Genomic DNA, 17,481 nt, shown 5'->3' on the forward strand with positions numbered 1-17,481 from the left:
CCTCTCCCTGAGGGACATCCCTCACCCCCAGCCCCTCTCCCTGAGGGACATCCCTCACCCCCAGCCCCTCTCCCTGAAGGAGAGGGGAGTTAGAGCGGCGCGTTCGCGACAGCGTTGCCTAGCAATAGCGATGTAGAGAAACGTTGTGTTGCTACTTGAAGTGACTATAGAGGTTGAAAGTGAGAGTAATTTCTACAGAAAAAAGGAGAGAGGCTGTTAGGTTTTCCTCCCTCCGATCTCTTCGTCGCGGTTAGCGTTAACGCCAGCTAGATTTTAACCGATTCTTCCCGCACGATTCAACTTTTTTCTCGATTTTTTCTCGAATTTCTCTTTGACTCAACACATTTTTTTAAACAGCAACACAAGGTTTAGGACAGACAGTTTGCCCCAAAAAGTTAGCCCTTCCCCTTAGCTTGCAACGGGTTTACAAAGACAACTGGCGCAGCGACTTTTGTATGTATTAGGTCTTGTCTTCCGGCCCTCAGCCGCTGTTATTGCCGCACACCGCCACCTCCGCAGCTCGACCCACTCCAGCAGAAACTATCCCCTCATTAACTAGGACTGACTCTCATTAACCCAGAAGCTCGGCTAAAGCCGAAGAAGAGAGAAAGGGATCCCTGCCAAAGGCAGGATGGCCAGTTCCACCGGCGCGGGATCCCTGTCACGTCCAAGACAAGAGAGGAAGACTGATGGATAGAACTCCACCACTCGACTGAGTAACAGCATAACTCTATTGAGACTAAATTGCAATACATAGCCGACAAAATAGGAATAATTTGCATCAAGCCACGGGAGTCGGACAGAGGGGGCGGGGGCAATTGACAAAGATTGGCCGTTAAGTCTTCTCAGGAGGGCGGGCTTGCAGGCACAGGACAGCAACAGGTTCAAGTGTGGGGTAGTTTACTCTTGGTCCAACGGGGATCTAGCGACGATAGCCGAGTGGCCTGGAGCGAACCTGACGGCGTTTTTTGCGCCAGCGTTTCCAGTTGGAGACCATCCAATCGCTGAGGCTGTGGTTGGCCGATCCCAGCTCCAACCCCATCCCAATCCAAAACAGGATCTCGGCGTGAACTTGCAGCCATTGCCAGAGATCGCTGCGCCACACCCAAGGCTGCCACATCCACCAGCCCAACCGGGATCCCAGCCAAGCCACCGGCAGGCCAACTCCGCCGGCCCATAGGCTCAAGTACAGCACCCGCAGGGCGGTGCCCACGATGGGCCCATGCGACCAGAAGGAGCGATGCCGCATCCACTTGCGGTAGGGCAGCCAAATCCAGCGCAAGAACAGCCAGCGTTGGTACTGTCGAGAACAGGTGTCCAGATCTCCAGAAAACATCAGGCCACTGAACAGATAGGCGGATCCCACAGCCAGAGCAACGGTGGTGCTATTCCCCAACAAACCGGCGGCCAAGGTGATGCCGGGGGCCGTCCAGAGGGTGATGCGATCGTGGGTGGATCCCAGCGGCATAAGGCCAGAGCAACGGTACCCGACTGGCGCTCAGTCTACCCGCCAGCGGAGGAAAAAGCCTGACCTAGCTTCAGCTAGAAACCGCAGGAGGCCCGCCCTGTAGGGTCAGGGTCGGGAGGAATGCGGACGACGTATGATTGCAACATGACCCAAGTCCTGACTTTCTCCTGCAAGCTCAAGGTGTCTGCTTCGCAAGCCGTGAAGCTAGAGGCAACCTTGTCGGCTTTGCGGAGCGCTTAAGCCCAGTCCGTACCGCTGAGCGGTCGGAGTCGGGTAGTTTACAGGCGCCGCTGATCTTGAAAAACTCAAGCCTGCTGAGCGACAGGGATCCCTCGATTCAGGCGATCCAACACCTGCAACTGCCGGTGGAGCATTTCCACCCGCGGCAAGTGGATCCCGGCTTGTCGGGCATAGCGCAGTGGGTTGCCAAAGATTGCCTGCAGTTCCAGAGGACGTTTGCGCTCGTAGTCGATCTTCATGCTGGTGCGGTAGGGAGCCATCTTCTCGGTGTTGGTGAGCATTTCTGGGATCAGGGAATCGGGAAGCAGGCGATCACAGGCCGCCGCTCCCTGGATCACCTCCTGCATCAGCGTTTCCGCCAAAGCACGAGCCTCAGGGTCGCGGATCATCTGCTGCGTGTCGGCGTTGAACACCACCGAGAGGCCGTTGAAGGGAATGTTCCAGACCAACTTTTGCCAGCGGGCCAACATCAGATCCGGAGAGAGTGTGGTGGGGATCCCTGCCCGTTGAAAATCGGCTTGAACTTGTTGAAGACGGGGCGTGATCCCTTGGGGGGCATAGTTAGGGCCGTATTCTGCCAGCAGCACCGACCCATAGTCCAGATGATGAATGTGGCCGGGGCCAACCTTGTTGGAGCTGATGAAACACAGGCCCCCCATGACCCGTTCAGGGCCGACGCACTCGGCAACCTCCGGCTCCGCCCCCAGCCCATTTTGCAGCACGATCACCACGCCATTCTCGGCCAACACGGGCGGGAGCAACTGCGGCAGCAGGTGATTTTGGGTGGCTTTCAAAGCCACGATCACCCCTTCGCAAGGGGGCATGTCCTCTACTGCTGCGTAGGCATTCACCTGCGGCAAATGAAAATCCCCCCAGCAGGACTGCACCCACAAGCCGTTTTGGCGAACATAGTCATAGTCGCTGTGCAGCAGAAAATGCACCGCAAAGCCTGCCTGTTGCAATTTCGCCCCATAAAATCCCCCCAGGGCGCCCGTGCCCAAAACAGCGTAACGGCGGGTCTCCGGCAACCAAGACATAGCGGTGAGTTGCGGCAGATCATCCCCAAAATACCCCAAGCACCAGCTTAGGGATCGCTCTTTGCTGTTTGGTCTATCAACAACACCCGCTCTTCTGCATCGGTTTCCCGCAGATGAACCCTCACCCTTTGCTCAGGTTCCGTGGGAAGCTGGTAACCGCAGTAATCCGGTTGGATGGGGAACTGGCGGTGACCACGGTCGATCAGCACGGCCAAGCGCACCCGTTCCGGTCGCCCAAAGTGATGCAGGGCTTCCAGAGCCGCGCGGACGGTGCGACCCCGAAAGATAACATCGTCCACCAGCACCACCTCCTGGCCAGTCAGATCCCGGGGCATCTCGCTGCGATCGGGGGTGCGCAGCCCGCCGGCGCCCAGGTCGTCTCGGAAAAAGGTAATGTCCAGCTCCCCGACCTGGGGCGGGATCCCCAGTCGAGCGGCAATCCGATCCCGCAGGCGGTAGGCCAAGGGGACTCCGCGAGTGCGAATGCCGATCAGAGTGAGCTTCTGGGGGTGGGGGTGATCCCTGGCGATCGCTGCTGCCAGGCTCTCGATCAGCCTGGCCACCTGCTGCGCATCAAAGACTTCGATCGTAGACATGGATCCCGGTCGCTCCCTCACCGATCGCAGATCTGGTCTGTAGAAGGCTCTGACGCGAAGCAACCCAGTCTTTGAGTTCGCGCAAAGCGTAGTGATACCCGCCTCTGCATGTTGCAAGCCACTCCAGCAGTTGGGCTTGCTGTGTGGCATCTGGGCAGATTCGGTAGGTGTAGTGCATGGTCAATATGGGGTCGTTTTACCACAACCGGAGTGGGGTGGTAAATGCTTGCTTCGGGGGCATTGAAAGCAAGCAGCGAGACTCCATGTATCCCGGCGCTGTAGTTTGCTTCCCGCAGGGTTGCTACGCATACAGCGCGGGACTTATGTTCTCGCGCTCTTGGCAGTTAAGATCAAGGGCTAGGCCGCAGCAGAGGAGCTGTCCATGCAAGTGGAGTTTCGCGAGTGCGATCCGGGAAATCTCTGGATCTGGTTTGAGTTTGCCGAGCCGCCGGTCGAAGCTGAGCTGGAGTACCTCAACGAGGTGCTGGAATCGTGGTATGTGCTGGGCAAGTTGGGAGGATTCAACGCCGAGCGCCTGGTGGCCCAAGAGGCGGAGGTGGATCTGAGCTATTTGGAGTACCCCAGCGACTCGGATCCTCTGCCCTCTCTAATGCACAACATGGGATCCCTAGAGGAAAAGGACAACTGGGCCCGCTGCTGGTTTGATCTGGGCACTGCCGATGCCTTGGCGCTGGACGTGTTGATCAACGCCTTGCGCACCCTTAGCCTCGAGTACATCCACCTCAGCCGCGTCATTATCGGCGGGCAAAACGAGGACTGGCCGACAGCGGATCCCGAGGAGGCGGATGACTACGATTTAAACGGCTATGTGCGGGATCATGTGGGGGAAGCAGGAGAGCTGGAATAGCCTCTACTCCAGGTAGCCCAGCTCTTGCATCTGCCGTACCAAGTCTGCATCGCTTTCCACATTTACCTTGCGAGGAGCCGTGCTGGGCCGGCGCGACTCTGCCCAGTCCAGCCACTGCCTCAAGGCTTGCCGCAGGCGGGTCAGCCAAGTTTGGGGGGAAAGGGAAGGGCTACCAGGCTCAGAAGGGATCCCGGCCAAGAGCAGATCCCGCAGTTCCGCCGGATCCTGCTCCAGGTTGTAGAGGCTGGGGCGATCTCCGGTTTGGATCAGCTTGGTCACCCCTTCGTAGAGGGCTCGGCGGGTGTCGTAACAGGCGCGCGCCTGCAGCAGGCTGTCGTTGCGGTTTTCCATGGCCCGCAGGAGAAGGTGGGGCGGGAAGGCCTCGCTGAGCACCACCCCCTGCTCCGGATCCTCACCGGCCAGGGTGCGGGTCAGGCTGAGGCGGGCGATCTCGCGGCGAAGCTTGAGGCTGATACGGGGGGCGCCGTTGGCTAGAGAAAGGCTGGGGCGGAAGCCGGCAGCTTCCAAGAGAGTATGAAAGAGGCGGCGGGTGGAAACGGGGGTGGTCACGCGCTTTCCTGCCGGAAAATAGCCGGGGTAATGCAGGATCAGGGGGACGCGGATTAGCTCTTCGTAAACCACAAAAGCATGGCCGACGAAGTCGTGCTCCCCCAAGCCTTCGCCGTGATCCGCGACGATAGCCACCAGAGTGTTCTGCTCCAGGCCGGTGTGGCGCAGGGTGGCGAAGACGGATCCCAGCAGGTGATCCTGGTAGGCCACCTCGGCATCGTAGATGTCCCTGAGCACCTGCGCTTGCAGGGGAGAAAGCGGCTGCGGCAGGGGCGCCATCCAGCGGTAGGGCTGGGCGTTGTACTGGCGCAAAAAGTCGCGCGCCTCGCGGTTGGTCTTGAAGTAGGGGGCGTATTTCTGCACAAAGGGCTCCGGCGGCCAGTAGGGCAGGTGGGGCTCCATCAGGTTGACGAAGCAAAAGAAAGGCGGTGCTCCGGCAGGGCAGCGGGCTATCTGCTGCAGGTAGCGGTTCAGGTCGGCGATGGAGGCAGCCGTGTTGCCCTTAAAGTTCATCAGGCGGGTCCAGAGGGAGGCAAACCAGGGGTGCAGCGCCAACTGAAAAAGGGTGTCGGAGCGGGCAAAGGCATTTTGCACCGGGTAGGAGAGACGGCGCCAAAACTGGGTGTAGGCGGCCAGCCAGCGGTTGAGGGGAGCCGGCAGAGGGTTGCCTTCGGGAGGGCGGGTGGGTAGGGCCCCGCCGTAGTTGTAGAAGGTGTCGAAGCCGCGCCGCAGGCCGTTTTTCAGGATCCCGATCAGGGGGTTGTTGCAAAAGCCCACGGTGGTGTAGCCGCCCAGCTTCAACAGCTCCGCCAGGGTGGGTAGAGCAGGGCTCAGCTCCAGGTCTGCCTGAACGGTTTGGTGGGTGCTGGGGTATTCCCCCGTAAACAGGGAGGCGTGGGAGGGGATCGTCCACTGGGCGGGGGCGATGGCCCGCTCGAAGAGGGTGGACTCAGCGGCCAGCCGATCCAGGTTGGGGCTGGTGGGCACCTGGCGGGCCCGCTCTTCCTCTGACCAGTAGCAGGAAAGGCGATCCGCCCGCTGGGTATCCAGCACGATCAACAGAATGTTGGGGCGTTCCCCCCAGGCGGCCTCTGCCATTGCTGAACTCCTCACCACAACCCACCCAGCACGGTTCTTAAACTATCTTGACATGCTCTTGTTGGCCCTTTGTCGCCGGCTCCTAGGGCAAAGTGAGCCGGGTTTGGCTGTTGCCTTGGATCCGGGCGGTGTTGGCCTGCCAATCCAGGATCCCTTGGTCACCGCTCACAGTCAGGGCTTGTCCAGGTTGGCGGTAGCGCACATTGCCCAGGGCTTGCAGTTGGGTGGAGCCGATGCGCCAGCGGATCTCTTGGGCTTCCAGCTCTTGGCCGGTCTGCAGGGATCCCGTTCCGCCAACGGGAACGGCTTTGGCTTTCACGTTGCCCAGCAGGCGCAGCTCGGTCAGGGGCAGCGGGGCCCGCAATTGCTCGCCGCTGAGGCGCACCGTTTGCTGGGGGGCATCCACCTCGACTGCTCCCAACGCCTGCACCTCGCCGGCACCAAAGTTCCAGAGCAAGCGGCTGGCGGTCAGCTCCAGCTCCGGATCGCGATACTTGGCCCGCACCGGTTGGCTTGGATCCCAATTCTCCAGTTGCATCTGGGCCTGGCCAAAGTCGATGCGCAAACGATCCCCCCACAGGGATCCCTGGCCGTCCAACAGCTCCACCTGTACCTGGCCCTCGGCTTCGAGGAGGCGCTGTTCCGGCAGCCACTGCAGCCGCTCTGCCTGCAGGTGCAGGTTATCCCGCTCCGATTCCACCGCCACTTGGCCCGTCAATTCCAGCCGCCGCTCGTCTGGGTACACAGATCCTCGCTCGGCACGGGTGCGGATGGCGCGGTTGTCTGCGTCGAAAAACTCTCCCTCGATAGACTGCAAATGGGCGGATCCCAACTGTACGGGAGTGGAGCCGTTTTCTGGGGGGGACTCGTATTCGGCCAGGCGCGCCCGCAAGCGCCAGAGCAGGCCACCGTCAGGTTTGGCCTGGGTGAGAGTGATGTTTTCGTAGATTAACTGGGGGGTGGAGATAGGCTCGCGCGGGACACCTGGATCCCTGCTTGGAGGTGGCTCCGGCCCACCACAGGCAGCGCTCAGCAGGGCCAAAACCACTAGCCAACCTGGGATCCGGGAAGAGTTGGGCTGCATGGATCTCTCTTGCGCGCTTTCTCCTACCCTAGCTCTACCCTGCCGCTGGGCCGGATGGGATCCCGCTCTCGGCAAACCCGTGGCATCATCAGGGCAGAGTATTGCGGGGGCAAGGGTGGCCCAACTGTTGCAGCTTTTTATCTATGGCCTCGTCCTGGGCAGCATCTACGCCCTAGGGGCGATCGGGGTGTCGCTGACGTTCGGCATTTTGCGTTTTGCCAACTTTGCCCACGGGGATCTGATGACCTTGGGGGCCTATTTTGCTCTGACGTTTGTCGGGTTGGGTTGGCCGATTGGGGTGAGCTGGATCCCGGCGGCCTTGGCGACGGCACTTTGCGCGGTGGGGATCGACCAACTGATCTATCGCCGCCTGCGCCGGGAAGCACCGGTGATTTTGCTCATTTCTTCTTTTGGCACGGCCCTGATCTTGCGCAGCTTGGTGCAGATCGTTTGGGGGCCCAACAACCAGGTGTACCGCAGCGGCATCCAGTTGCCCTGGCAGTTGGGGGGGCTGCGCATCAAGCCGGATTGGGTGGTGATTCTGGTGGGAACGGCCTTGCTGGTGGTGGCTCTGCACCTGTTTTTGCAGCGCACGCGGGTAGGCAAAGCGATGCGGGCCATGGCCGACAATTTTGACTTGGCCAAGGTGACCGGCATTGAGACGGAGCGGATCATCCTCTGGACTTGGGCCATCGGCGCTGCCTTGGCCTGTGTGGCGGGCATCTTCCTGGGCCTGGATACGCGGCTGCACCCCACCATGGGCTGGCGGCTGTTGTTGCCCGTTTTTGCGGCAGCCATTCTCGGCGGCATTGGCCGTCCCTATGGAGCCATTGCTGGGGGGCTGGTAATTGGCCTGGCGGAGGAGTTCTCGACTTTAGCGATCAATCCGGCCTACAAAACAGGGGTAGCCTTCGCCATTTTGGTGCTGATGCTGATCTTCCGGCCCACAGGGCTATTGGGGGGGCGGGCCTGATGTTGAGCTACGCCATCTTCTTTTTGGTTTTGGTGGGGATCTACGGCGTGCTGGTGCTGGGCCTCAATATCCAGTGGGGCTATGCCGGCATGTTCAACATCGGCGTGGGGGCCTTTTTTGCTGTGGGGGCCTACGCCAGCGCCATAGCCACGGCGCCGCCCACCCCTGAACATCTGGGTGGGTTCAATCTGCCGTTCTGGGTGGGCTTTGCCATAGCAGTAGCCGCCGCCGGTGCGATCGCCTTCTTGATTGGCTTGATCACCCTGAAGCTGCGCTCCGACTATTTGGCTATTGCCACCATCGGCATTGCCGAGATCATCAGCCAAATCCTGAGGAACGAGGGCTGGCTGACCAACGGGGTGCGCGGCATCACCCGCATTCCGCGGCCCTTTCGCGGCTGGATCCCAGGGCAGGATACGCTGCTCTACTTGGGCTTGGTGCTGCTGGTCTTGGCGGTGGTTTACTGGCTGAGTGAGCGGGCCTATCGCTCCCCCTGGGGACGGGTGCTGCGGGCCATCCGCGAGGATGAGCCGGCAACCCTGGCCGCCGGCAAAGATGTCCTCCAGTTTCGACTGCAGGCGTTTGTGCTGGGATCCATGCTGATGGGGCTGGCGGGGGCGCTCTATGCCCACTTTGTCAATTTCATCAGCCCGGAAGCCTTCCAGCCGGAGTTTGCCACCTTTATCGTCTGGGTGATGTTGATCGCGGGGGGCAGCGGCAACAATCGCGGCGCCCTGCTGGGGGTGCTGGCCATTTGGGGGGTGTGGTCGGGCAGCGAGTGGTTGACCAACCGTCTGCCGCCCCAGTGGGCCACCCGGGCCGGTCCCTTGCGCATTTTGTTGATCGGGATCCTGCTGCAGGTAATTCTGCTTACCCGCTCCCAAGGGCTGTTGCCAGAACGCCCGCCCAAGCCTGTTTTGGACACTTCCGCCTCCTCCAAGCAGAACCCAGCAGGATAGGATTGGGTCGGCTCCAGCCGTTGTTGACGCTTTGAGACAACCCAGATCTCGGCCACCATGACTCCGCGCTCCAAGGAAACGGACTCCTCCTTGTCGCCCCGCAACCCCGATGCGACAGGTTGCCCCCCCAATGCTGGCCAGCCAGGGATCCCGACTGCGCCCATCCAGGAGGGCTATGCCTTGCCGGAGCACTACTTCAACCGGGAGCTGAGCTGGATTGAGTTCAACGCCCGGGTTTTGCACGAGGCCCTGGACGAGCGCACCCCCCTCTTGGAGCGGCTGAAGTTCCTCGCTATTTTCGAAAGCAACCTGGACGAGTTCTTTATGGTGCGGGTGGCGGTGATTCGCCGTCAGTTGGAAACAGGCGTGCTGCTGCCGACCCCCGATGGCCTCACGCCGCAGCAGCAGCTGCGGCAGATTTCCCAGCACCTGCGCCCCCTGATTCAAAAGGTACACGAGTGTTTTCGGCAGGAATTGGTGCCTAAGCTTGCGGAACAAGGCATTCACATCCGCGATTTTTCTGAGCTGGCCGAGCCGGAGCGGCAGGAGCTGCGGGAGTATTTCGACCAACGGTTGTTTCCCGTGCTCACTCCCTTGGCGGTGGATCCGGGCCATCCTTTCCCCTACATCTCCAACCTCAGCCTCAGCTTGGCGGTGGTGGTGCGGGATCCGGAAACCGGCAGGGAACACTTTGCCCGCATCAAGGTGCCCAGCACCCTGCCTCGCTTTGTGCCGCTGCGGGACGGGGTAAGCTTTGTGCCGCTGGAGCAGGTGATTGCCCACCACCTGGAGGCGCTGTTCGTGGGCATGGAAGTGCTGGAGTACTACCCCTTCCGCATCACCCGCGGTGCCGATCTGGAAATCCAAGAGGACGAAGCCGACGATCTGCTCGCGGCCATTCAAGAAGAGCTGCGCAAGCGCCGCTTCGGCTCGGTGGTGCGCATGGAGATTGCCAAGTCCATGCCGTCTGCCATTCGACAGCGGCTCTGCGAAGAGCTGCGCCTCGACAGCGACTCCGTGTACGAGGTGGATGGCCTTTTGAGCATGGGGGGGGTGATGGCTTTTCTCGGCCTGGATCGACCCGATTTAAAGGATCCCCCTTGGGGGCCCGTCACCCCTCCCCGCTTGCGTACTGCCTCGGTCAGCGACGAGCCGGTGGATATCTTCTCCGTCATCCGGGAAGGGGATCTGCTGGTGCATCACCCCTACGATTCTTTTGCTGCCAGTGTGGAACGGTTTCTGGAGGAGGCGGCCAACGATCCGCAGGTGCTCACCATTAAGCAAACCCTCTACCGCACCTCTGGCGATTCGTCGGTGGTGGGATCCCTCATCCAGGCTGCCGAAAACGGCAAGCAGGTGGCCGCTCTGGTGGAGCTGAAGGCCCGTTTCGACGAAGAAAACAACATCCTCTGGGCCAAGAAGCTGGAAAAAGCCGGGGTGCACGTGGCCTATGGCCTGCCAGGGCTGAAGATCCACTGCAAGTTGGCCCTGGTGGTGCGGGAAGAGGGGGGATCCCTGCGGCGCTATGTCCACATCGGCACCGGCAACTACAACCCCAAGACCGCCCGTATCTACACCGATCTGGGCCTGTTCACCTGCAACGAGACCCTCTGCAACGATGTAACCGAGTTGTTTAACCTGCTAACCGGCTACTCGCGGCAGCGGCACTTCCGCAAGCTGCTGGTGGCCCCCCGTACCTTGCGCCAGGGCATGGAAGCCTTGATCCGGCGAGAGATGCGCCATGCCCAGGCAGGACGCCAAGGGCGCATCATCGTCAAGGTCAACTCCCTCACCGACCCACGCATGATCCAAGTGCTCTACGAGGCTAGCCAGGCAGGGGTGGAGATTGATCTCATTGTGCGCGGCATGTGCTGCCTAAAACCAGGGATCCCGGGCCTGAGCGAGCGCATCCGCGTTATCAGCATCATCGGGCGCTTTTTGGAGCACTCCCGCATCTTCTACTTCTACAACGACGGCCAGGAAGAGTACTTCATCGGCAGCGCCGACTACATGACCCGCAACCTGGATCGCCGCGTCGAGGTGGTGACCCCTGTAGAGGATCCTCTGTTGCAGCAAGAGCTGAAGGCGATCTTGGAGATTTGTCTGACGGATAACCGGCAGGCCTGGGAGCTGCGCCCCGATGGCACCTATGTGCAGCGGCAGCCTAGGCCGGGAGAGCCGGTGCGCTCCACCCACCAACGCCTGATGGAGCGAGCCGCCAGCCGCCTTTAGCCCTCACCCCCGTCCCTGAGTTGGCTCAGGAGCGAGGGGTTTCGGCGGCTTCAGCCTCTTGATCCCCCAGCGCAATTACCTTCTCAGTGGCCTGCAACGAAGACTCCAGGCTCTCCAACTTTTGTCGGCTGGAGCGGTTCAGCCCCGCCTCAATACCGTTCGCCAAGAGCTGATCCAAAGAGAACCAGCCGCCGCCATTCACCGCAAAGGCCAAGAAGATGGCCGCGTAGATAGCCGATAGCTCCAGATAAGGAACGCTGAAGCCGGCCACCTTGATGTGGTGGAACATGGCCACCGCCATCGTGGCGAACAAACCCAACGCCGCCGCGCGGGTCAACAAACCCACTGCCACCAGCGGAGCTGCGATCAGTTCAGTATAGGCAGCTACATAAGCAAAAAAGATCGGGAAAGGCAACCCGATCACTTCTACATAAGCCGTTGCAAACCCCTCGATATCAGCCAGTTTGTCGAGGCCGTTGTGAATCATGAATAGCCCTGCCACCACCCGCAAGACGGTCCACGCCACTTGAGACCAGCGCGGGGCTACGCTGTCGTGACGCAAAACTGAGACGAACAGCACGGGAAAGCGCTGAGTGAGTGCCATAAGATGAAACCTGCAATGCAAAGATGCTAACTATTGTAACGATTCTAAATTTCTGTAACAAGGCCAGGGCGGGATCCCCCGCCTTGGAATGCAGAGGCCGGATCCTCGGCCATCGGGTTGGGGGGGGCGCGGCAACAGAGGGGATCCCTGTGCCCGTCTGGACAAAGCTCGCCAGAGCAGTTCTCGAGTGCCTATCCTTAGGGGTGTTGGTGCAATTCTTTTGGCAAAAGTCCCGTGTCTTTGGGTCTCTCTAACAACTAGGTTCGTTTCTTCAGGCGGGCCATGATGCGCATTTCTATTCAGCCGGAGAGCGGGATCCCTGGCTCTGTCCAGCTCTTCAACTTACTCTGTTTTGGCATTGCCTGCGGGCAATTTCCTCCCGGCTATCGCCTGCCCAGCACCCGTCAGTTGGCCATGCAGACGGGCCTGCACCGCAACACCATCCACAAGGTCTACCACCAACTGGAGGCCATGGGTCTGGTGGAAACGCGCGCTGGATCTGGCATTTACGTCAGCGGCTCCGCCCGCCAGGCGGTTAACCGCTCTTGTAGTCTGGGCGAAAACCTGGATCGATCCCAACAAGCCCTGCAGCAGGTGCGCCAGGGTATCGATCAGCTTCAGCAACAGGGCTTTTCTCTGGAGCAGGTGCGGGATCTGCTGCTGGCGGAGATCGACTGGCGGTTGCGCTGCAGTGCCCAAGTGCTGGTGTGCGTGCCCAATCGGGATCTGGGCACAGGACAACTGATGGCCCAACAAATCCAACAGACTTTGGGCATCCGGGTGCAGTTGGTGCCCCTAGAGGATCTGGCCGCCGTGCTGGATCAAATCCATTCCGGCACTGTGGTGACGCTCCACTATTTTCTCAGCGCCGTCGAGGCCATTGCCCAGCCGCGGGGGGCCCGTGTTCTCCCGGTGGAGGTATCTGACTACGCCCGCGAAATTGCCCTGATTCGCCAATTGCCTCCCCACGCCTGTCTAGGGCTGGTGAGCATCAGCACCGCCCTCCTGGAAGTTGCCGAGGTGATTGTCCACAGCCTGCGGGGAGACCTGCTGGTGCTGACGGCGGTGATTTCCGATGCCGAGCGGGTGGGATCCCTGATCCGCCGCGCCCACACCCTCATCTGCGACGAGGCCAGCTACCCCACCCTGCGCGCCCTAGTGCGCCAAGCCCGACCCGACCTGATCCGCACGCCCCACCTGGTCTGCGCCGCCCCCCACATCGGAGAAGCAGCCATGGCCGAGCTGCGACGGGAATTGGGCCAGATCCCGTGAGGAGCAAGGGCGAGAAAACTCCTTAAGTCTTGTTGCAGGCAGGCCATTTCGCGGATGACGGGCTGTGCAATGGTGTGCTTAAGTGGAAATACGGTAAAAGCCACCCTAATCTGATCCATCGCTAATCAGTCTTTACACGTATGGTGATCCTCGACTACGCCGCCGCCGATCGCGACCATGTGGCGGTGACACGGGAAGGTTTCTGGGAAGCCATCCGCTTTCAGGGCCATTTTTACGTCTTTAACCGCAGCTTTTCTCGGCTGCAGGACGCCATCGACAGTTGCCGCTACGACATGGATCGCGGCTCCCTGATCAGCATTGTGGTGGTGCGATCCCAGAGCTACGAGGTGTGGTCGCAGGTGGGATCCGACATTCCCGTCTTGCCAAAGCCCCTCTTGAGCCCCACGGCCAGGGACTCTGTCTTGCCAGCGCGCCTGGCTCCATCTTTGCCCAAACGTCCTTCCTGGTCGTTCTGGCCTTGGGGATGCAAGGCTTATGGGGTCGAGGACGAACCGGCTGCACCGCGGCCCCTGTTCCACCACACCGCCCGGCCCTACAACGCTCTACAGGCTTAAGCCGGAATGGGTCGCGTTTTCTAGAGAACAGGATGGCTGCACGTGCAAATTGAGATCCGGCTCTTCCACCAGCAAGGGCACCCGCTCGGCCACTTCCAGGCCAAATCCTTTCAAGCCGCTGATGTGGCGAGAGGTGTTGCTGATCAAGCGCATTTGGCGCACCCCCACATCGCGTAGGATCTGGGCGCCAATGCCGTAATCCCGCAGATCCATCGCTGCCGGCGGCGCGGTTTCAGCTAGCCCCAGATCCTGCAGGGCATAGGACTGAATTTGCTGGATGAGGCTAAGCTCCTGCTCTTGCCGGCGCAGGTACACCAGCACCCCCTTGCCCTGGTGGTCGATCATCTTCAGGGCGGCGGTCAATTGGCGGCGGCAGTCGCAGCGCAGGGATCCCAGCGCATCCCCCAGGGGGCATTCCACATGCACGCGCACCAGGACGGGCTCGGCGGCAAATTGGGTCGGATCCCCCTTCACCAGCGCCAGGTGCTCCACCTGGTTGAGGCTGTCGCGGTAGCCGTAGACCTGAAACCGGCCAAACTCCGTCGGCAAGGTGGCAGTAGCCCCCCGATGCACCAGCCGTTCGGTGCGCAAGCGGTACTCGATCAGATGGGCGATGGTGATGATCTTCAAATTATGCTGGTGGGCGAACTCGACCAACTGGGGCAGGCGGGCCATCGAGCCATCCGGGTTTTGGATCTCGCAGATCACCCCTGCCGGGTACAGCCCGGCCAGCAGCGCCAGATCCACCGCCGCTTCTGTGTGGCCGGCCCGTTTGAGCACCCCGCCTTCCCGCGCCCGCAGCGGAAAGACATGCCCAGGGCGACGCAGATCTTCCGGCCGCGTATGGGGGTGGATGGCCGCCTGGATGGTGCGGGAGCGATCGGCGGCGGAAATGCCCGTCGAAACCCCTAACTCTGGCCCGGCGTCGATGCTGACGGTAAAGGCAGTCTGGTTGCTGTCGGTGTTTTGCCCCACCATCAGCGGGATCTTCAGCTCGTCCAGACGGGATCCCTGCATGGCTAGACAAATGAGGCCGCGCCCGTGGGTGGCCATGAAGTTGATCACCTCTGGCGTGGCAAACTGGGCAGCACAGATCAGATCCCCTTCGTTTTCCCGATTTTCGTCATCGACCACGATGACCATGCGGCCACACTTGAGGTCTTCCAGGGCTTCGGGGATGGAGTGAAAGATGGTTTCTGTCTCTGCCGGCAAAGTGGCACTCATGGAAAAAGGGACGCAAAAGGGAGATATTGGGCACAGCCGGCTCTGGGCAGCGGAGCCATCATATCCTGGACCAGGGATCCGGAAGTTGTCTCAGTACTTGGGAATCGAGGGATCGTAAGCCTCAGCCCAGGCGAGGATGCCACCGCGTAGATTTTTCCCCGCGATCCCAGCAGTTTGTAGGATCTTCAAGGCCTTAGCCGAGCGCACTCCACTCTTGCAGTGGACGATCAGCTCCGAGCCATTGAGCAGCTTGCGCACCTGCTCCACCCCATCGCCATTTTCGATTTGCGGCAACGGGATCAGGTGGGCGCCAGGGATCCGACCGATCTCCCACTCGTTGGGGTTGCGCACGTCGATCAACACAAAATCTTTGCCGGCATCCATCCGCGCCTTCAGCTCGGCCACACTGATCTCCGGGATCTCCGCTTGGCTGGCTTGCGCTTGCGGGATTCCGCAGAACTGCTCGTAGTCGATAAGTTGAGTGATGGGCGGGGTGGCGGGGTTTTTGCGCAGCTTTAGCTCGCGGAAGCTCATTTTTAGAGCATCGTAGAGCAGCAGCCGCCCGCTCAGGGTCGTGCCGATGCCCAACAGGATCTTCACAGTCTCCGTAGCTTGAATGAGGCCGATGATGCCGGGCAGGATCCCCAGCACTCCCCCCTCGGCACAGGAAGGCACCAATCCTGGCGGGGGTGGCTCGGGGTAGAGATCGCGGTAGTTGGGCCCATCCTCGTAGTTGAAGACCGTCGCCTGCCCTTCAAAGCGGAAGATCGAGCCGTAGACATTGGGCTTGCCCGTCAGCACACAGGCATCGTTGACCAGGTAGCGGGTGGGGAAATTATCGGTACCGTCCACGATCACGTCGTAGTTGGCAAACAGCTCCAGGGCGTTGTGGGCCTTCAGAGCGGTGTTGTAAATGTCCACCTGGCAATAGGGGTTGATCTCCAGGATGCGATTTTTGGCCGATTCCACCTTGGGCTTGCCCACCCAGGAAGTGCCGTGGATCACCTGCCGCTGCAGGTTCGACACGTCCACCACATCGAAATCGACGATGCCGATCCGCCCCACGCCGGCTGCCGCCAAGTACAGCAACAGGGGTGAGCCGAGGCCGCCTGTGCCGATGCAGAGCACCTTGCCCGCTTTCAGCCGCTTTTGTCCTTCCAGGCCCACCTCCGGCAGGATCAAATGGCGAGAAAACCGCTCCATCTCCTCGCGGGAGAGGCTGACTTGGCTGGTGTCCAGGTTCAGCATAGTCAAAGCCCTCCGGCAATAGCAGGAACAATGCTGATGACGGCTTGTTCTCCCACGGGGGTGTTGTCGCCTTGGGTCAAAGTGCGCACGTCCTCGTCATTGAGGTAAACGTTGACGAAATTGCGCAGCTTGCCGTCCTCGGTGTAGAGGTGGCGCTTCAGTTCGCCGTAGCGGGCGATGAGGTTGCGCATCACTTCGCCGACGTTGCTGCCCTCGATCTCAACAGCTTCCAGGTTGTCGGTGTAGGGGCGCAGGGGGGCGGGGATTAAGATTTTGGTTGCCATGGGAGTTCAGGGAAGGATTCTAGCGATCTCTGGTTCATTTTTGAGGTTCCGAGCCGATCTGGCGGACCTACCTGCTTGCAGTTATGTCACCTCTCCAGTTCAGACTACCGCTTTTCCGGCACCACTCACTCTCTCCACACCGGCTTGTCCAACCGGGATCGCAACGGAACTCAGCCCCAGATCTCACCTCAAGCTAGAAGATCAGGGCCACCGACGCCCGGCCCTAGCCGGCCAAAACTGGCAGCGCGGCAAGGGCCGCATCTTCCAAAATTTGCATCGGCTCCCGCTGGGGTTGCTCCTGCTCATCCAAAACCCAACTGACCACCTCTTCTGCTTTGCCCTCGCGCACACTGACGATCACACAGGAAAAGCCCCAAGGAAAGGCGTGCTGCCGATCGAACTCCGAGGGAATAGCCGCATGGTTGGGGTGAGAGTGATAGGTGCCCAGGATCCCCAACCCTCTGCGCACAGCATGGTCGTTGGCCCGCTTGAAAACTGCCGGCTCGATCAAGAAGCGGCGGCGGCTGGATTCTCCGTCTGCTAAGGGGTTTTCAGCTTGATCCCAGGTGTTGGCCGCCGGCCACAGCTCGTGGACGATCTTATCCGATCCTTTGAGCTCGCCAATTAAAATGCCGCAGCCCTCGTAGGGAAAGGCCTGCTCGCCCTGCTGGCGGATGGCGCGAAGGTGCTCTGCCGAGAGGTGAAGGGCCATGAATCTCGCTTTTGTCGATGGAGTTACCGTTCTTTTATTGTGGCACAAATTGGCCGGGGATCCCTCAACTTGGCTACAGCGGGGTCCTCGACTCGACGCAGCTTGGGGGAGCGCGGCCCGATGGTGCCGACGCCAGCGGTCGGATCCCTCTAATGGAGCGACTCTAGAGTTGGAGCGGGTTTTGGAGCCGCGGCATAGTGGGGGCAGCCCTGGCACGGCCCCCGTGGATTGACGGCGCAGCGCAACCAAGCCGAGTGGGCGCTGAAAACACAGGTGGGATCCCCCAGAGGGGGGCCCAACTCCCCAGCTCGTTGACGGCGCAGCAGCACCACTTGTCGTCGCCAGTCCTGCAAAAATCGGCTGTAGGCGCGTTCTCGCCAGCGACGCTTGGCCGCATTTTCGAGGATATGGGCGGTGAGGTTATCCAACATGAAACG

The 17,481-nt window shown here is 60.7% G+C and carries 17 protein-coding genes and 1 pseudogene; 6 read left to right on the forward strand and 12 right to left on the reverse strand.

Going from position 1 to position 17,481, the window contains the following annotated elements; genetic code table 11:
- Positions 1-922: 922 nt before the first annotated feature.
- The 4 genes from NW851_RS07415 to NW851_RS07430 all read right to left on the reverse strand — a co-directional run bounded on the left by NW851_RS07415 (position 923) and on the right by NW851_RS07430 (position 3,519).
- Positions 923-1,468, reverse strand: coding sequence for a metal-binding protein (locus tag NW851_RS07415; protein ID WP_414336194.1), 546 nt, complete (start codon positions 1,466-1,468; stop codon positions 923-925).
- A 305-nt stretch (positions 1,469-1,773) separates the two neighbouring features.
- Positions 1,774-2,745: a putative 2-dehydropantoate 2-reductase gene (locus tag NW851_RS07420; protein WP_414334019.1), complete on the reverse strand. Its 972-nt coding sequence runs from the start codon at positions 2,743-2,745 to the stop codon at positions 1,774-1,776.
- A gap of 47 nt (positions 2,746-2,792) precedes the next feature.
- Positions 2,793-3,341 (reverse strand): bifunctional pyr operon transcriptional regulator/uracil phosphoribosyltransferase PyrR, encoded by a 549-nt coding sequence (gene pyrR, locus NW851_RS07425; RefSeq protein WP_414337502.1) that lies wholly within the window; start codon positions 3,339-3,341, stop codon positions 2,793-2,795.
- Positions 3,319-3,519, reverse strand: a complete 201-nt coding sequence (locus NW851_RS07430; protein WP_414334022.1) for a helix-turn-helix domain-containing protein — start codon at positions 3,517-3,519, stop codon at positions 3,319-3,321. The genes pyrR and NW851_RS07430 overlap by 23 nt, the downstream gene beginning before the upstream one ends.
- 204 nt (positions 3,520-3,723) lie before the next feature.
- Here NW851_RS07430 and NW851_RS07435 point away from each other — a divergent pair, with 204 nt between their 5' ends.
- Positions 3,724-4,209 carry a DUF3531 family protein gene (locus NW851_RS07435; protein WP_414334024.1) on the forward strand — a complete coding sequence of 162 codons (486 nt, stop codon included), beginning with the start codon at positions 3,724-3,726 and terminating at the stop codon, positions 4,207-4,209.
- 3 nt (positions 4,210-4,212) lie between these two features.
- Here the strand turns inward: NW851_RS07435 and NW851_RS07440 are convergent, their stop codons facing one another.
- Both NW851_RS07440 and lptC read right to left on the reverse strand, forming a co-directional pair.
- Positions 4,213-5,877, reverse strand: coding sequence for a sulfatase (locus NW851_RS07440; RefSeq protein ID WP_414337505.1), 1,665 nt, complete (start codon positions 5,875-5,877; stop codon positions 4,213-4,215).
- An 82-nt stretch (positions 5,878-5,959) separates the two neighbouring features.
- Positions 5,960-6,961 carry an LPS export ABC transporter periplasmic protein LptC gene (lptC, locus tag NW851_RS07445; RefSeq protein WP_414337508.1) on the reverse strand — a complete coding sequence of 334 codons (1,002 nt, stop codon included), beginning with the start codon at positions 6,959-6,961 and terminating at the stop codon, positions 5,960-5,962.
- Here lptC and NW851_RS07450 point away from each other — a divergent pair.
- Genes NW851_RS07450 through NW851_RS07460 form a run of 3 tightly spaced genes read left to right on the forward strand, consistent with a single transcriptional unit; the run spans position 6,960 to position 11,125 of the window.
- Positions 6,960-7,934 carry a branched-chain amino acid ABC transporter permease gene (locus tag NW851_RS07450; protein WP_414337511.1) on the forward strand — a complete coding sequence of 325 codons (975 nt, stop codon included), beginning with the start codon at positions 6,960-6,962 and terminating at the stop codon, positions 7,932-7,934. The genes lptC and NW851_RS07450 overlap by 2 nt on opposite strands.
- Entirely contained in the window at positions 7,934-8,893 is a 960-nt protein-coding gene (locus tag NW851_RS07455; protein ID WP_414337514.1) for a branched-chain amino acid ABC transporter permease, read from the forward strand. Before NW851_RS07450 ends, NW851_RS07455 begins: the two co-directional genes overlap by 1 nt.
- Before the next feature lie 57 nt (positions 8,894-8,950).
- Complete coding sequence (locus NW851_RS07460; protein WP_414337516.1) at positions 8,951-11,125, forward strand: RNA degradosome polyphosphate kinase; 2,175 nt, start codon at positions 8,951-8,953, stop codon at positions 11,123-11,125.
- Between the two features lie 25 nt (positions 11,126-11,150).
- Here NW851_RS07460 and NW851_RS07465 read toward each other — a convergent pair whose 3' ends face one another.
- Positions 11,151-11,729, reverse strand: a complete 579-nt coding sequence (locus tag NW851_RS07465; RefSeq protein WP_414334035.1) for a DoxX family protein — start codon at positions 11,727-11,729, stop codon at positions 11,151-11,153.
- Between the two features lie 282 nt (positions 11,730-12,011).
- Between NW851_RS07465 and NW851_RS07470 the strand changes: the two genes are divergently transcribed.
- Positions 12,012-13,001 carry a GntR family transcriptional regulator gene (locus tag NW851_RS07470; RefSeq protein WP_414334036.1) on the forward strand — a complete coding sequence of 330 codons (990 nt, stop codon included), beginning with the start codon at positions 12,012-12,014 and terminating at the stop codon, positions 12,999-13,001.
- Positions 13,002-13,141: 140 nt separating this feature from the next.
- On the forward strand, positions 13,142-13,576 hold the full coding sequence (locus tag NW851_RS07475) for a hypothetical protein (RefSeq protein WP_414334038.1): 435 nt from the start codon (positions 13,142-13,144) through the stop codon (positions 13,574-13,576).
- Positions 13,577-13,618: 42 nt separating this feature from the next.
- On the opposite strand, the pseudogene ribB reads toward NW851_RS07475, so the two are convergent.
- The 5 genes and pseudogenes from ribB to NW851_RS07500 all read right to left on the reverse strand — a co-directional run.
- Positions 13,619-14,767, reverse strand: a pseudogene (ribB, locus tag NW851_RS07480) (3,4-dihydroxy-2-butanone-4-phosphate synthase); the annotation flags it as partial.
- Between the two features lie 123 nt (positions 14,768-14,890).
- Entirely contained in the window at positions 14,891-16,048 is a 1,158-nt protein-coding gene (gene moeB / locus NW851_RS07485) for a molybdopterin-synthase adenylyltransferase MoeB (RefSeq protein ID WP_414337521.1), read from the reverse strand.
- A 2-nt stretch (positions 16,049-16,050) separates the two neighbouring features.
- A complete protein-coding gene (locus NW851_RS07490) occupies positions 16,051-16,332 on the reverse strand; it encodes a MoaD/ThiS family protein (protein ID WP_414334041.1) in 282 nt (93 codons plus the stop codon).
- A gap of 223 nt (positions 16,333-16,555) precedes the next feature.
- Positions 16,556-17,044: a M67 family metallopeptidase gene (locus NW851_RS07495; protein ID WP_414334043.1), complete on the reverse strand. Its 489-nt coding sequence runs from the start codon at positions 17,042-17,044 to the stop codon at positions 16,556-16,558.
- Between the two features lie 149 nt (positions 17,045-17,193).
- The gene (locus NW851_RS07500; RefSeq protein WP_414334045.1) at positions 17,194-17,475 is read right to left on the reverse strand and encodes a DUF6464 family protein; all 282 of its coding nucleotides are present in this window, start codon (positions 17,473-17,475) and stop codon (positions 17,194-17,196) included.
- Between the last annotated feature and the right edge of the window lie 6 nt (positions 17,476-17,481).

The organism is Synechococcus sp. H55.7, assembly GCF_047462395.1.
GTDB lineage: Bacteria > Cyanobacteriota > Cyanobacteriia > Thermostichales > Thermostichaceae > Thermostichus.